The following is a 16,619-nucleotide window of genomic DNA, read 5'->3' as shown; positions in this document are numbered from 1 at the left end:
AAATGTCCATTCAGGTCAACCTTTTTATTCATTTCTTGCCGTATCTGATAAATCAATTGCAATAGCTGACGTGAACGCCGATTAAAACGTGAGTGTGATAAACAATTGAAACATTCACAGAATCTTCTTTGTGATTCAATTCCTGTCTTAGCTTGCCAGATAAGTAAAGCCAAAATCAGACTGTCCGTAGTTTTAATTTGATCAATATTTCGCCGATGAGTAAACTCAGCCGGTGCATACAAACGATACCAGTGCCGACAAATTATCACTAAATCTTTAAAACTAACTTGTAAATGGTGGCTAAAACGCTTAAGCTTAAGACAGTTCAATCAGATCAGACTCTTTTCTATTATTACTATTTACAAGTCGAGTCTAACAAGATTGGACTTTTTTATTAACTAAAACGATTTAACTAGCACCACGCGTATTTCAGATTTATCTAAAAATTGGCATCGTTCATTCTATACCCTATGGCTAGGTTCATTTATTACCGGTATGGGATATTCAATGACCATGCCTTTTATTTCATTATTTATTTCAGATTTAGGTAACTATAGCAAATTAGAAATCAATCTTTATTCTGGCTTAGCTTTTGCTATGACCTTTATCGCTCAAGCAATTGTTTCACCATTTTGGGGAAGCCTAGCTGACCAAAAAGGTCGTCGATTAATGTGCATGAGAGCCAGTGGTGTTATGGCATTAACAATCACTTTAACTGGACTAGCACCCAATGCAATATACATTGTAATTATGCGCTTTATTCAAGGATCTTTTTCAGGTTATATTAATAACGCGACTGCACTGATGGCTGGTGAAACGCCCCATGAAAAAAGTGGCTGGGTCATGAGTCAAATGATGACTGCTGGTACTGCTGGCAACTTAGTTGGACCTCTACTTGGTGGTGCTCTTTCAAGCTTTTTCGGGAATTTACTAGGTGGTGCTTGGGGCTATCGCATTCCATTTTTCATTACAGGTTTTCTAATGTTTATGGTATTTTTAAGTACAACTTTCTTTGTAAAAGAACACTTTACCCCGGTTTCACGCGAAAAAATGAAACCTATGCAAGAAATTATGGCTTCTTTACCTAGTATCCAGTTAATTGTTGCGATGTTTATTACAACCATGCTGGTTCAGTCAGCAACAATGTCGATTGATCCAATTGTTTCATTATATGTTAAGTCCATGATGCCAGGGAGCAAGAGCGTCGCCCTAATTGCCGGAATTGTGGCTGCAACTCCAGGGCTCGGAACAATGGTAGCTGCATCAAAAATCGGCCATAAAATGGATGAAATAGGCCCACTAAAAGTCTTGCGCCTAGGATTAATCATCGGCGCTATCTTATTTGCACCTATGGCACTTACAAACTCTCCTTGGATCTTAGCTGGATTAAGATTTTTACTCGGCATTGCTAGTGCTGCTATGATGCCCGCTGCACAAACCGTCTTAACTTTAAACACGCCAAGTGAAAGTTTTGGTAGAATTTTCAGTTATAACCAATCTTTCCAAGCTATCGGCGCTGTCTTAGGATCTCTTCTAGGTTCTGGAATTTCTGGCTTTGCAAATTATGAAGCAGTCTTTTGGGTAACAGGCTTTACCTTACTACTTAACTTCTTAATAATTCTAATTTTTGCTAATAAGAAAAACACACCCCGCTAAGAGGTGTGTTTATTTTTTAGTAAGAAAAGACTATCAATTAGTAAAATTACCCCGCAAAAGCTAAAAATCCATAAACTAGCTAAAGTGTTAAATAATAAACCAAAAGTAGCAAAAGAAATTGGTGATAACAAACTAACTAAACTACTCATAGTTGAACCCACTCGTCCTTGATACTCTTCTGCTATTTGAGTTCTTAAATACATCGCAAAAGGAAAATTCGACATCGTTAAAATACTACCAATTAAAAACATCCCTAAACCAAAAGTAAAAACTACTAAATAAGGATTCCTAACTAGCCCAATAAAAGCAAAAATAGCAAAAATTACAGCTAATACTACGCCATTTCTTCCAGTAAATCCTAAATAAGCTCCATTTAAGCTAAGCTTACCAAGAAATAAACTAGCTACTAGCATCCCAATTGCTAAACAACTTGTAGTCATCCCGTATAATTCAGATCCTAATTTTAGCTGTTTCACCATAATTACTGGTAGCCCCACTTCAATTGCTCCTAAAGAGAAATTAGCAAAGACCGCAAAAAGTAATAGGCCTAACAAGTTCTTATCTTGTCTAATATAATTGATACCAGCTTTAAATGATTCTTTTATAGAAGATAAGTGACTACCTTGGCGCTGCTCAACCAAATAAAAATCAATCATACTAATTAGTAGCAGCGAAACTACTTCTCCAATTAATTCAATAATAGTCACCCAATTAAGCTCTAGCCAGCTAAAAACTACCCCACCTAAAATCGGAGCTAAAATTGCCGTCCCTGCTATGACAACTTGTTCATAGCCAATTAATTTTTGACGATATTTTTCAGCAACAAATGATTTAGTTGAAGCCTTATAGCTTGTTTCTTGAAAACAATCAGCTAAAGATAAACCAATTACTGTTAAAGCAATTAATAAAATTTGACCATTCAAACTTAGTAATTCGATTAAGCTTAGAAAAATCACATCTAAAACAATACTTATTAGTTGCGCTCCAATGGCAATTTTCTTGTGATGATATTTATCTACTGTATAACCAACTAATGGTGTAAATAAAAGCTTAATTGCGGGGTTTATTAACAAAATTGTTGAAAAAACTAAGCTTGACCCTGTTTTTTGCAACGTATAAAGACTCAGGCAAAAAGAAAAAATTGAACTAGCTAAATTGCCAATTCCTAAGCTTGAGACAGCTAATAGGAGTTGTTTTTGAGATTGTCTTACCATTTTGTTTCCTCCTTATATCTTTATTTGCATTAAAGCAAAATCAATTCTTAGCTTTTTCTACTTTTTGCATATATGATAAAAACAAGGAGAATAAAAATGAATTTTACTTTTAAAAAATTACGAAAGATGCAGAATATCACTTTAAGTCAAGTGGCCAATGGCATCTGCTCAGTCTCAATGCTCTCACGCTGGGAAAATGGCCAAGGCAAGATGGATTTTGAAAAGGTAATTGAATTACTTGAGAGAATTAATCTAACACCAGCCGAATTCTTAGCATTATCAGGGTTAAATCAACCAGATGACCTTTCTCAAGATCTAGAAAGAGCCTGGCTGACAAAAGATCAAGCCAAACTGCAACAATTAACTACCACCGCCCTAGCAAAGTTTCAAACTAGCCAAAAGCTCATTGACTTAAACTATGCTGCTATTTGCGCTAGCTTATACTACAACTTAAGCCGTAAAAATCTCTTGTCGATTTCTAATCAGAACCTGTTAAACAAAGAGCTCTCACATTTGTCAGTTTGGGGACAAGAGAATCTTTCACTTTTTCGAACAATTATCAACGTTCTTAGCCCTCGCATTATTTACCAAGTAAGTTATCAAGTAATTGAGCATTTAGATTTTATTCAAACTGCAGGAAATGACACTTTTTATTTTGCAATTACTACTTTATTTGAAGCTGTTATTGCTCTTTTTAAGGCTAATAATTTTAAATACGCTCAAAAAATCTTAGATAAGTTAAACACTCTAACTTTCAAAGAACGCGATATGCAGCTCATTATTGGTCGCCACTTCTTAAATCAACTAGCTGAATATCATAATCAAACTAACGAGCAAAAAATCATCAAAACTATTAGCTTCCTAAAAGAAATTGGTGCTAATCATTTAGCCCATTATTTTTTGACTATTTTTAACCAAATTAAATAAAGCAAAAAATGCCCTATCGACTAGATAGAGCATTTTTATTTGAATAAATTCTAGCTTATCCCTTATCTGCACCTGCAGTAATTCCGTTAACATAGAATTTTTGCATAAAGATAAACAAAATAGTAATAGGAATTGCTATGATAACACAACCAGCGATGAATTGAGCAAAGTAAGTAGTTGATGCACCTTTACTGTTGTGAACCATGTTGTATAAACCATAAGCAATGGTATAAGTCTTGGCATTTCCTGAAGTTGAAAGAATAATACCTGAGAAAATGAAGTCAACCCATGGGCCAATAAAAGCAGTTAAAGCTGTATAAACAATCATCGGTCTAGATAAAGGTAATCCGATGTTCCAAAATACTTGCCATTTAGTAGCACCGTCAATTTCAGCCGCTTCATCAATTGCACGAGGAATTGTATCAAAGAATCCCTTGGCAACATAGAATCCAAGACCAGCTCCACCAACATAAACTAAGAGCAAACCACCAAGATTTAACATATTAAGACCTTTTAAGATGTAATACAAGGCAATCATAGCCATAAAGCCAGGGAACATCCCTAAAACTAAGGCAATTTGTAAAAAAGGCTTTCTTAATTTAAAACGTAAACGTGATAAAACATAAGCAACTGAAATTGTAATAAATGTTGAGATAATCGCCGAAGTAATTGAAATAATTAAGGTATTAATTATCCAGTTACCAAATGGATATTGTGGATTGGTAAAAATTCCAATGTAGTTTTGCAAAGTAAATTTTTCTGGCCAAAAAGTTGAAACAAAGCCGGTATCATTATAAGAAAAACTAGCTAAGACAATCCACACAATTGGCAAAATCCATAATATAGATAAGATTATCAGTAATGCATAACGGAAGATTAATGAAAGTCTTCTCTGTGCTGTATATGATTTCATGTTTAACCCTCCTTAAATGCATTCGTACGACGATATGCTATTAATGATACAGTCGCACTTAAAATAAAGATCAAGATACCTAAAACCGCTGAAGCATTGTATCTTTGTTCTTGTCCAAAGGTTAAGTTATATAACCAAGTTACCAAAAGGTCAGTTGAACCAGCACCATTGTAGTTATTGTTCATTGGTGCACCACCAGTTAACAAGTAAATTACGTTAAAGTTGTTAATGTTACCAATGAATTGTTGAATTAGTGATGGAGCCATTACGAAAAGAATTTGAGGGAATGTAATTGATTTAAAAATTTGAATCGCATTAGCACCATCAATTTTAGCTGCTTCAACTTGGTCTTGTGGCAAATTCTGAATAATCGCTGTTGAAACTAGCATTGATACTGGAATCCCAATCCACATATTTACAAAGATAACAGTAATTCTTGCAACCCATGGAGCTGCTTGGTTATCAATAAAGTGTAAGGGACTTGAAATTAAATGTAAGTTCATCAAAATTGCATTAAACGCACCTTGATAATCTAAAAATTGTGCCATCATCAAGAGTGAAACAAATTGTGGTACCGCCCAAACAAGGACAAAAATAGTTCTCCAGAAGCCTTTATGTTTAATGCCTTTAGATTCAATTAGTAAAGCTAATAAAACACCAAAGAAAAATGTTGTAGCAGTGGCAGCTACGGCCCAAATCAAGGTCCAACCAAGGACTGGGAAGAATGTTCCAGATAAGTCACCACTTAAGACATTGCCAAATGCTTTAAAGCCGGTCCATGAAAAACCAATTGGATGCTGGCGATCATAGTTGGTAAAAGCCATCGAAATCATAAAGACCGTTGGCAAAATCGTAAAGAGAAAAATCCCTAAAACTGGAATTGTCATCAAGGTAGCGTGCAAACGTTCATCGAATAAGTTGGCAATCTCTTCTTTGTTGGTCAAAATATGTTGATGATCACGCTTTAAAACATAATTTTTTCTAACAGAACGAAGATTAATGATATAAAGCCAAATGAAGCCCATCACTACCATTAAAGCTAATAAACCAAATAACAAAATTAAAACTGAACTATCAGGTTGTTTAGTGACATAAACACCTTGACTTGCATCGTAAATAACTTGCTTTTTCTTAATTAGCCCTAAGTTTGACAAAGCTTTGATTGAGCTAAAACCAGTTAAACCAATCCAAGCAAAGAAGACGATTTCACTAAGTAGTAATGAAAGTCCTTTAGCCCATTGACCATGTTTTAAGGCATTTAGACCCATAATGAAAAATGAACATTTAGTTATAGCATCTCCTTTAGACCACACTTCTTTAAAGGTGGCTGTTGGAGGTAGATGATTTTTTCTCTTAAACATAGCTTTCTCCTTTTTAAGTAAAAAGATGGCTATTAATCCATCTTCTCACTTAGCAATTACTATTTCTTTTCAATCTTTTTAGCTAACTTATCAAGTTGTGCCTTGTATTGTGCTGGCTTAATCTTGCCATCGTAAGCACCACTAATTAATGGAGCTGCACCGTCCCAGAAAGTAGCCATTTGTGCCATCTTAGGCATCAAAACACTGTTACCAGGCTTAGCCATTTCGATTACAGCTTCTGCAACACTATCACTCTTAACATCGCTTGAATTAATAGCTGCCTTTAATACAGGGATTTGGCCAGCTTTATCATGAGCAATTAATTGAGCCTTCTTGTTAGTGATATATGCTGCAAGTTGGGCACTAGCCTTAGCGTTAGCAGTATGTGAGTTAATAGCAAAGCCTTCAATTCCTAAGAATGCTTCCATTTGAACTTTCTTACCACCAACAGTGATAGTTGGGTATTTGGCAACTGCAAAGTTCTTACCCAAAATCTTCTTAATGTTAGCAGCGTTCCAAGGACCATCTAAAATAGCAGCAGCCTTACCTTTCTTCAATTGGTTTAAAGCGTTAGAAGTTTGCATAACGTTCTTGTTTTTCTTTTGTTCTGCAAACCAAGTTAAGGCATTAACACCTTCTTGTGAGTTAAACGTTGAACCTTTTAATGTTTCACCATTATCACCAAATAACTTAGTACCAGCGCTGAAGAATACTGGCCACATTACATAAGCATTAGTGAAGTCAGTTGCAACAACACCCTTGCTAGTTAAAGTGTCCCAATCCTTAACATCGTTTTCTGATAACTTACTCTTGTTGTAGTAAATGGTTTGAGCTTGTTGAGCATATGGATATGCATAAACCTTGTTCTTCCATTCCACGCCTTTATATGCAGTTTCAATGTAGTTGTTCTTAATATTCTTAGTATCAGATGGTGAAAGTGGGTTAATGTAACCTGCTTCTGCCATTTGGCCTAATTGGTCATTTGGCACTTCAAAAACATCTGCAGCTTTACTTGGGTCTTTACCCACATCAGTCTTAGCATTAGCTGATCCATTTGGACTTTGAGTAACGCGAACTTTTATTCCTTTATGGCTCTTTTCAAAATCTTTAGCAATTGTCTTATAGTAAGGTACTTGTTCAGTATCAACCCACAAGGTTAATTGATTTTTATTACTAGTCGATGAGGTAGATTTATTACTTGAGCAAGCTGACAATGTACCAACCATTGCTAAAGCTGCTGTAGCAAGAGCTAATTTCTTCCAAATTTTCATATTCATTTCCTCCTTACTCAATTAACAAGTTACTTTACAAGCAAAGGCCTCAAACGGCTTCAAAGTTATTTCTTGTAATGAGTTTCTTGCTGGATAATTACTAATTAAATTTTTTTGTATTTTTTGTTCAGATGAAAAAACGGCTTTTTCCTCAGTTAAATTACATACTACTAACCATTTTTCATCACCTAAAACTCTTTCATACGCGAAGATTTTGTCGCTAGTTTCAACGACTTTAAAGTCGCCATCAACTACGATTCGATCTTGATGACGCAATTGAATTAATTTTTGGTAAGTGTAAAAGATTGAATTTTTATCAGCTAGACACTTTTTTACATTAATTTTCCGATAGTTGGAATTTACATGTAGCCAAGGTTTACCAGCAGTAAAGCCGGCATTAGCCGTGTCATCCCACTGCATTGGTGTTCTAGCATTATCGCGTCCCTTAGCATTAATTGCACGCAACAATTCTGCCTTACTCTTACCTGCTTTCAAGCCTGCAAAATACATATTGCGACTTTCAATATCATTAACGTCATCAATTGATTCGACCGGGCAATTGGTCATTCCAATTTCTTCGCCATTGAAAATGTATGGCGTTCCCTTTAACAAATGAAGCATAATTGCAAACATCTTGGCAGATTCCACACGATATTTTCCATCATCACCGAAACGTGAAATTACTCTTGGAATGTCGTGATTTTCCCAAAATAAGCTATTCCAAGCCAAATTTTTCTGCCATTTAATCAAAACTGCTTTTAATTCTGCCAGGTCTGGCTTTTTCAGATTCCACTTGCTAGCGCCAACTTGATCTAAGCTATTAGCCTCAAATTGAAAAACCATTGATAATTCATGGCGTTTTGGATCAATGTATTTTTTAGCATCTGCCAAACTGGCACTCCAAGTTTCACCCACAGTTAGGAAATCTTTTTTGCCAAAAGTTTCACGATTCATTTCTTGCAAATATTCATGAAGATGGGGACCATTTGCAGTAATTTCTTGATCTGGCTCTTTGCCAATGCACTCAATCACATCCATTCGAAAACCAGCTATACCTTTATCAATCCAAAAATTCATCATGTCATATACTTTTTGACGAAGCTTAGGATTTTTCCAATTTAAATCTGGTTGTTTTTTTGCAAATAAGTGTAAGTAGTACTGCTTAGTTTTTTCATCATATTGCCATGCACTACCTGAGAATGCTGATGTTAAATTATTTGGCTTATCACGCCAGACATAAAAATCGCGGTACGGGTTTTCACGACTTTTACGTGACTCAACAAACCATTGGTGTTCATCAGACGTATGATTCACAACTAAATCCATCACAATCCGAATATGATGATGACGAGCTTTTTGGATTAATTCGTCCAAGTCAACCATTGTGCCAAACTGTCCATCAATTGCTTCATAGTCTGCAATATCATATCCATTATCGGCGCCAGGTGATTTATAAATTGGACATAACCAAATTGCATCGATACCCAATTCTTCTAAATAATCTAAACGGTTAATAATCCCTCGTAAATCCCCAATGCCATCCCCATTACTATCTTGAAATGATTTGGGATAAATTTGATAAACAAACGCATTTTTCCACCATGGTGTCATTTTGGCAGCACCTCCTTTAAGCGCTTACTTTATTTAGTAAAAATTGCCTTTTTAGTATCACTATCAAAGAAGTGACCCTTGTTTACATCAAAACCAACAGTTACTTCTTGACCAGGTGAATGAAAGTCTCTGGCATTCACAATCCCAACAAATTCAGTACCATCAACATTCAAATAAAGTTGACTAGTAGCGCCTAAAAGTTCAGATACGACAACTTTAGCCTTAACTGCACTCTTAGGCCAAGTTTCAAGGAAGGCTCCTTCTGAGTGAATATCTTCAGGACGAATACCAAAGATAACTTTCTTGCCATTATAGCCAGCTTGTTCAAGTTGCTTAGCGCGTCCTTCTGGCACTTCTAAGACTAAGCCCTTGCCATCGCTAAACTTGCCATCTTTGTAGATAACATCGAAGAAATTCATTTGAGGTGAACCAATAAAGCCAGCAACAAATTGATTAATTGGATGGTTGTAAACTTCTTGAGGAGTACCAATTTGCTGGATTTTACCGTCACACATAATGACAATTCGGTCAGCCAAAGTCATCGCTTCAGTCTGGTCGTGAGTGACATAAATAGTTGTAGTCTTCAAGTTTTGGTGCAATTTGGCAATTTCTGCTCTCATTGACACTCTAAGTTTGGCATCCAAGTTACTTAATGGTTCATCCATCAAAAAGATTGGAGCATCTCGCACAATTGCACGTCCCAGTGCTACACGCTGACGTTGACCACCTGAAAGTGCTGCAGGTTTTCTATCAAGTAAATGTGCTAATCCTAAAACTTCTGCTGCACTTTTGACCTTTTTATCAATTTCTTCTTTTGAATAGTGACGCAGTTTCAAGCCAAACGCCATATTGTCATAAACACTCATATGAGGGTACAAGGCATAGTTTTGGAAAACCATCGCAATATTGCGATCTTTTGGAGCAACATCATTCATGACCTTGCCACCAATTTCTAAAGTTCCTTTACTAATATCCTCTAGTCCAGCAATCATTCTTAAAGTAGTAGACTTCCCACAACCAGAAGGCCCAACAAAAACAATAAATTCTTGATTTTTGATATGTAAGTCAAAGTCTGTTACTGAATAATTTTCTGCATCAGGATATTTTTTATAAATATGGTTTAAGTTAATTTCAACCATTTGCATTAACCTACTTTCTTACTATTAAATATTGCAATGATTTTTGCTAGGTCTAACTCGCTAGTATCAATAACCACTAAATCCGCTTGTTTTAAAACTTGATGATTGCCAATTCCAACTGCAAATTGATTAGCAGCTTTAATCGCAGCAATACCACTTGCTGCATCTTCAAAACTAATAACTTCATCAGCTTTAAGCCCTAGTAAGGCCTGAGCTTTTTGATAAATTTCTGGATTCGGTTTGCCATGAGTTAAAGTTTTTGGATCAACAATTGCATCAAACTGTTCTAGCAAGCCTAACTGCTTCAAAATCGTTGGGGCATTCATTGAAGCCGATGCAATTGCCATTTTCAAGCCTTGAGTATGTGCTTGTTCAAGCAATTTAGAAATCCCTGGCAAGATGTCTGCTTGAGTCATTTGCTTAATTGCCTGTTGATAAGCCGCATTCTTCTTAGCTGCTAAGGCCTCTTTTTGCGTTAATGAATACTTATTTTCTTGATGGCCATAGCGGAGAATTAGTTCAAGTGAATCCATTCTCGCTAGTCCACGCAATTCATCGCTCGCCTTATCAGGTAAGTTAATCCCCAATTCTTCGGCTAGCGCTCTCCAAGCTGCTAAGTGATAGCGAGCTGAGTCGGTGATGACACCATCAAGGTCAAAAATTAAGCCTTTAAGCATTTTTCTTGCCCCTCTTCCAGCAAAACTTCTTGGTCATAAACCTTCACCTTTAAGCTTGGACCAGAAAGCAATCTTAATTTAACTTCATCATTTACAGCTACCTCTAACAAACGACCACGATAATTCATCTTGAAGCTATATCCTTGCCACTGCCTTGGAACAAATGGCTTAAAGCTTAACTCATCATTGTAGTAGCGCATACCAGCAAAGCCTTGCACAATTGCTAGCCAGCTACCTGACATTGAAGTGATATGTAAACCGTCACTAGTGTCATTATTGTAGTTATCTAAATCAAGACGAGCAGTTCTTTGATAAAGCTCAACTGCTTTTTCTTGCTTACCAAGTTCTGCTGCTAAAATTGCATGAATACATGCACTTAATGAACTTTCATGTACTGTTAATGGCTCATAGAAATCGAAGTTCTTTTCTTTTTGTTCTTTAGTAAAGTGATTATTCAAGAAATAGATTCCTTGTAAAACATCTGCTTGTTTAATAAATGGTGAACGTAAAATCTTATCCCAAGACCAATGTTGATTAATTGGACGCTCACCAGTTGGGATTGTGCTAACTGGGCGAATATCTTTATCAAGGAAAGTATCATGTTGAACAAAAATGCCTAGTTTCTTATCTTCAGGGAAGTACATATTATCAACGATATCTTGCCAGTGAGCCTTTTCTTCTTCACTAACAGCTAAGCGCTTCAATGCTTCTGGTTTTGCCTTAGGCAACCTTTCAAGTGTGTAAGCTAAAAGCCAGCTTGCCATTTTGTTAGTAAACCAGTTATTGTTGACATTGTTTTCGTATTCATTTGGACCAGTGACTCCGTGAATCATGTACTTGTGCTTGCGCTTAGAATAATGAACCCGATCAGCCCAAAATCTTGCAGTACCAACTAAGACATCCATACCTTCATCTTGAACATAACTTTCATCGCCGGTGTATTCAGTATATTGATAAATTGCAAAAGGTATATCGGCATTCCGGTGAATTTCTTCAAAGGTAATTTCCCATTCATTGTGACATTCAATACCATTGAAAGTTACCATTGGGAATAAGGCGCCTTTTAATCCTTGCTCTTTAGCATTGTGATATGCTCCTGGCAATTGCCGGTGGCGATATTCAAGCAAAGCACGCGTTACTGCTTCAGGTGTTATTGCCAAGTACATTGGAATGATATAAGCTTCAGTATCCCAATAAGTAGCACCACCATATTTTTCTCCAGTAAAACCTTTAGGACCAATATTCAAACGAGCATCTTGACCATAATATGTCATGAATAATTGGAAGATATTAAAGCGAATACCTTGTTGAGCTTCATCTGAACCCTTAATTTGAACATCACTCTTATTCCAGCGCTTTTTCCAGATTGCTTCATGCTCAGCTAAGTTTTCTGCAAAACTGTGCTCACAAAGCTCATGCATTAATATATCTGCTCGCTCTAGTTGTTCATCTGGTGCAACATCGCGACTGGTAATAACAATTACATCTTTTTCAAGTTCATATTCTTCACCAGAGTTTAGCTTCGTTGTAACTTTTTCTGCTAAATAGCCTGCTTCAGTTTGAACTTCACCATGAACCCTCTCACCATTTACCTGCAAGTTTTGTTTCAATAAAACTGTAAATTGAGGAACTTGGAAAGGATTTTCTTTAGTAATTAATTGAATGCACTTTTCATTTTCGTCTTCAAGAATGGGCTTCCAGAAGTGTTCTTCATAGTTGCTATCTTCATTAACAACATTGCCATCTAAAGTACTAATGAATGCAAGCTTTGCGCTACCTTTTAACACTTGTGCTTTAAGCTTAATCAAAGCTGCTTCTTGAATCTTATTACTCAAAAAGCGTTCAAAAGTAAACTTGATATCACTCTTACCATGGTAAATATAACTTCTAGTAAGCAAACCTTGATGCATGTCTAAATTCTGATAATAATCAGAAAAGTCACACTTTGCCAAATCAACTTTTTCACCATCAACTAAAATTTGTATTCCAATAAAACTAGGGGCATTAATACTTTTACCGAAATATTCAGGGTACCCATTTTTCCACCAACCAACTCTAGTCTTATCAGGAAACCAAACTCCAGCTAAATAGGTACCAGATAAACTATCACCACTGTAGCCTTCTTCAAAATTTCCACGCATTCCCATATAATCATTTCCAATTGAAGTTATGCTCTCTGCTAAGCGCATATCCTCCTTTGGAAAATTATGAGTTGTAATATTCCAAGGGTTAATTTCAAAAATTCTTTTCATAATTTTCTCCCACCACTTTCTGGTGATTTATTCTAACTAACTATATTGTATGTCATTTGTAAGCGCTTTACAACAGTGTCTCCTATTGTTACCGGTATCAGGTTCCTGTTACCGATATCATTCGCACAAAATATAACCATTAGGACTCAAAACACCATTTTGATAACCATTACTTACACTACATTTTTTAGTAATTTCTACTTCATGATTAGAAGTATTAAAGTAAGCTGTAATCTCACCATGTTTAATTACGATTAATTCATCTTTGATTGCAAATTTAATATCACTTCGACTTAAAACTGTAGAATGCTTGCGTCTAAACTTAATTAAGTCATGAACTTTTTGCCAATATGAATCTCCTTCTTTTGTCCAATCCATTGGTTTGCGGCAATCTGGATCATTACCACCTGTCATCGCCATTTCAGTTCCATAATAAATAGATGGACTACCTGGTTGCACTAATTCAAAGGCTAAAGCACATAAAGCTCTATCCTTATTGTCACCAGCTAAAGTTAATAAACGGGCCGTATCATGTGAATCAAGCATATTGAGCATGCCACTGTTGACACAATCGCGGTATAACATCAACTGATCAAAGAGCACCTCAGTTAGCATCTTGGCACTAATTTTCTTGGTTAAAAAATGATCTTCGATTTGCTGGGTATATGGATAATTCATTACCCCTGTAAATTCATCTCCATTAAGCCACGGTTGACTTGAATGCCAAACTTCCCCCACGATATAAAATTCTGGATTTATATTCATAAGTTCCACGTGAAACTTTTTCCAAAAATGATGATCAACTTCATTAGCAACATCTAATCTCCAAGCATCAATATGGAATTCTTTTACCCAATAAGTTGCAATATTCAATAAATACTTTTGAACGTCTTCATTTGCAGTATTAAGTTTTGGCATATGCTTTTCAAACGCAAAAGTATCATACGGTGGAAGTTGTTCACCCTTAGTGGGATCTGTAAATGGCATAACAGGCAATCTATTAATATGAAACCAATTAAAGTATTTAGAATTACGTCCATTTTGGACCACATCTTGCCATTGTCTTGATTGATCTCCTAAGTGATTAAAAACAGCATCAAGCATGACATGCATACCACGCTTGTGTGCTTCATCAACTAACTTTTTAAATAGCGTCTTATCACCAAAGTCAGGATCAATTTCTAAATAGTCGATAGTATCGTATTTATGATTAGAGCTAGCCTTAAAAATTGGACAGAAATACAAACCGTTAATACCTAAACTTTGTAGATAATCAAGCTTATCTAAGACTCCTTGTAAGTCACCGCCATAGTAGTCTTCTCTGCCTGGGTGATCACTAGGATTCCATGGCTTAGTGCCAACTGGATCATTGCTTTTATCGCCATTATTAAAACGCTCGGGGAAAATTTGATACCAAACAGTTTCTTTAACCCAAGCTGGAGTTTTGGCCATATCAATTTCATGGAAATATGGAACTTTAAAGAATTGACCATAATCGTATAAGTTACTATCATTAAATTCGCGAATTCCGCGATCACCATAAATAAGGTGACTGCCATCTTCCCCCACTACTTCAAAAGTATATTGGCAACGATGCAAAGGTAATTCTAATGTTGTCATGTAGTATTCAGCTACTTGGCCACTACCGATTTTTTCCATTTCTTTTGTTTGGGCAGTTTTTAAATCATAGTAACTATCTAAATAATGAACAATTACTTTTTTCACATCATCTTTGGCAGTGTGAAAACGTAAGCGAAGATGAGTTTTATCAATTACAAAACAATCTTCACTTTCTGGTCTGTGTCGTAAACTTGCTTCTTGCATCTTAATCTCTCCTTAAAACTAAGCCAGCAAATGGTGCTAGCTGTAATTCGTTGGCATTTAAACTATATTGGCCATTGCTCAAAATGACTTTTTGATATTTGGTCATTACTTTTAGTGGTTTATTAGTTAAGTTAACTACCACTAAGGCACTTTCATCGCCTAAATCACGCTGATAAATAAAGCTCTTATTGCTAGTTGGGTGAAGGTAATAACTACCTTCCATAAATAATGGCGTCTTCTTTAACGCAATCAGCTGACGATAGAAGTTGAAAAAGCTATCTGCATCGGCTATTTCAGCTTCTGCAAAATGCTCATCTTGTTTTTTACCAGTTAGCCAAGGCTTGCGTTTACTAAAGCCATAATTTTCTGTCTTTTTCCAAGGCATAACTCCACGAGCTGGCATTTTATGAGTTCGCGAAACCATCGTTAAAATTTCAGCTTCACTATATCCTTGCTTTTCTGCCTTTTTGGCAAAGTCAAAAACCGTCTGATCTTTAAAATCAACTAATTGCTGGAAGGCTAAATTCTTAAGTCCTAACTCTTCACCATAATAAATAATTGGAAGCCCTCGCTCTAAATATAAAAGCATGGCTAAACTTTTAGCTTGCAGGTCATTTTTAGCAATCCGCGTCCGCAAACGACTCATATCATGATTGCTCCAGTAAAGAACTGGCTTTGAAATTCCTGCTAAAGTCTGCTGCCAGACCATTTGGGTTAATTTAAAAGCTTCAAAGTCAAAGGGCTTAACTTGATAATTGGCTGGAATAGCTGAATCAAGCTGACTGTCATCTTCAGTAAAGCAGCGGAAAGTAATTGCAGCGTCTAGTAAATTATTTTCCGGATCTGTATAAGTAGCAGCTAAATTAACATTGGCACTTGCAGCTTCGCCTAATAATAGACAATCTGGATAATCCTGTTTAATTTGCTTACAAAATGGGCGCAAGTAATGAACTACTTCTGGCAAGTTGGCAAAAAATGGTTCAGCTACTGGAGTTTGACCCTCAGGAGCGGGATAGTTTTGCCGAAAATCAGCTTTAGCAATGTGAATAAAAGCGTCTAAGCGTAAGCCATCAATTCCCTTTTTTAACCAAAATTCTGCGATATCAAGCATCGCCTTGCGCACACCTGGATTTTTCCAATTTAAATCAGGCATGTGTTTATCAAACAAGTGGAAATAAAATTGGCCCGTTTTTGGATCTGGCTCCCAAACACTGCCACCGAAAAAGCTACCCCAATTATTTGGCCGACGTCCATTTTCTCCAGCAAAGAGGTAATAGTCGCGATAAATACTTTTAGGATTAGCAATTGCATCTTTAAACCAAGGATGTTGGTCTGATGTATGATTTAAAACAAAGTCCATGATGATGCGGATACCATTTTGGTGAAGAGTTGAAATTAAGTCTTCCATATCCGCCATGGTGCCCATCTTTTCATCAATTGCAAAATAATTAGCTACATCATAGCCATTATCAACTTGAGGCGAAACAAAGACAGGATTCAGCCAAATAGTGTTAATCCCTAGTCTTTTTAAGTATGGAATTCGCTGTTTAATTCCTTGTAAATCCCCAATTCCATCGTTATTACTGTCTTGAAAGGACTTGGGATAGATTTGATAAATAATTGCTTCGTCATACCATTTTTTCATAAGCTTGTCCTCCTGTTGCTAGTTTAGCAAATCAAAGTAACCGCTTACAGTTGTTATCGGTATCAAAAATAAAAGGTGCCTAGTTTTTTACTAGACACCTTGTTAACCTATTCTATATTTTTCATATTA

Annotated in this window: 12 protein-coding genes and 1 pseudogene; 2 read left to right on the top strand and 11 right to left on the bottom strand. The window is 36.1% G+C overall.

Annotated elements, in window-relative coordinates:
* Positions 1 to 329: pseudogene (locus tag ETI37_RS01560) on the bottom strand (IS982 family transposase); the annotation flags it as partial.
* A 97-nt stretch (positions 330 to 426) separates the two neighbouring features.
* Between ETI37_RS01560 and ETI37_RS01555 the strand changes: the two are divergent.
* Positions 427 to 1,656: an MFS transporter gene (locus tag ETI37_RS01555; RefSeq protein ID WP_143458365.1), complete on the top strand. Its 1,230-nt coding sequence runs from the start codon at positions 427 to 429 to the stop codon at positions 1,654 to 1,656.
* Here the strand turns inward: ETI37_RS01555 and ETI37_RS01550 are convergent.
* Positions 1,653 to 2,870, bottom strand: a complete 1,218-nt coding sequence (locus ETI37_RS01550; RefSeq protein WP_006585976.1) for an MFS transporter — start codon at positions 2,868 to 2,870, stop codon at positions 1,653 to 1,655. The two genes, ETI37_RS01555 and ETI37_RS01550, sit on opposite strands and share 4 nt — an antisense overlap.
* A gap of 96 nt (positions 2,871 to 2,966) precedes the next feature.
* Here ETI37_RS01550 and ETI37_RS01545 point away from each other — a divergent pair, with 96 nt between their 5' ends.
* The gene (locus ETI37_RS01545; RefSeq protein WP_022091343.1) at positions 2,967 to 3,797 is read left to right on the top strand and encodes a helix-turn-helix domain-containing protein; all 831 of its coding nucleotides are present in this window, start codon (positions 2,967 to 2,969) and stop codon (positions 3,795 to 3,797) included.
* A gap of 55 nt (positions 3,798 to 3,852) precedes the next feature.
* Here ETI37_RS01545 and ETI37_RS01540 read toward each other — a convergent pair whose 3' ends face one another.
* From ETI37_RS01540 to ETI37_RS01500, 9 genes are all read right to left on the bottom strand, one after another.
* Positions 3,853 to 4,710, bottom strand: coding sequence for a sugar ABC transporter permease (locus ETI37_RS01540; protein WP_006585978.1), 858 nt, complete (start codon positions 4,708 to 4,710; stop codon positions 3,853 to 3,855).
* A gap of 2 nt (positions 4,711 to 4,712) precedes the next feature.
* On the bottom strand, positions 4,713 to 6,071 hold the full coding sequence (locus ETI37_RS01535; protein ID WP_006585979.1) for a carbohydrate ABC transporter permease: 1,359 nt from the start codon (positions 6,069 to 6,071) through the stop codon (positions 4,713 to 4,715).
* Positions 6,072 to 6,130: 59 nt separating this feature from the next.
* Entirely contained in the window at positions 6,131 to 7,342 is a 1,212-nt protein-coding gene (locus ETI37_RS01530; RefSeq protein WP_022091344.1) for an extracellular solute-binding protein, read from the bottom strand.
* Positions 7,343 to 7,363: 21 nt separating this feature from the next.
* Positions 7,364 to 8,953, bottom strand: coding sequence for a glycoside hydrolase family 13 protein (locus ETI37_RS01525; RefSeq protein WP_143458364.1), 1,590 nt, complete (start codon positions 8,951 to 8,953; stop codon positions 7,364 to 7,366).
* Between the two features lie 29 nt (positions 8,954 to 8,982).
* Positions 8,983 to 10,092, bottom strand: coding sequence for an ABC transporter ATP-binding protein (locus tag ETI37_RS01520; protein WP_022091345.1), 1,110 nt, complete (start codon positions 10,090 to 10,092; stop codon positions 8,983 to 8,985).
* A 5-nt stretch (positions 10,093 to 10,097) separates the two neighbouring features.
* Positions 10,098 to 10,769, bottom strand: a complete 672-nt coding sequence (gene pgmB, locus ETI37_RS01515) for a beta-phosphoglucomutase (RefSeq protein ID WP_006585983.1) — start codon at positions 10,767 to 10,769, stop codon at positions 10,098 to 10,100.
* Positions 10,754 to 13,021 (bottom strand): glycoside hydrolase family 65 protein, encoded by a 2,268-nt coding sequence (locus tag ETI37_RS01510; protein ID WP_006585984.1) that lies wholly within the window; start codon positions 13,019 to 13,021, stop codon positions 10,754 to 10,756. Before ETI37_RS01510 ends, pgmB begins: the two co-directional genes overlap by 16 nt.
* A 117-nt stretch (positions 13,022 to 13,138) precedes the next feature.
* Positions 13,139 to 14,845 carry a glycoside hydrolase family 13 protein gene (locus ETI37_RS01505; RefSeq protein WP_006585985.1) on the bottom strand — a complete coding sequence of 569 codons (1,707 nt, stop codon included), beginning with the start codon at positions 14,843 to 14,845 and terminating at the stop codon, positions 13,139 to 13,141.
* Between the two features lies 1 nt (position 14,846).
* Positions 14,847 to 16,490, bottom strand: coding sequence for an alpha-glucosidase (locus ETI37_RS01500; protein ID WP_143458363.1), 1,644 nt, complete (start codon positions 16,488 to 16,490; stop codon positions 14,847 to 14,849).
* Between the last annotated feature and the right edge of the window lie 129 nt (positions 16,491 to 16,619).

This window comes from Lactobacillus mulieris (genome assembly GCF_007095465.1).
GTDB lineage: Bacteria > Bacillota > Bacilli > Lactobacillales > Lactobacillaceae > Lactobacillus > Lactobacillus mulieris.
This window is presented reverse-complemented; position numbering and strand designations above follow the sequence as displayed.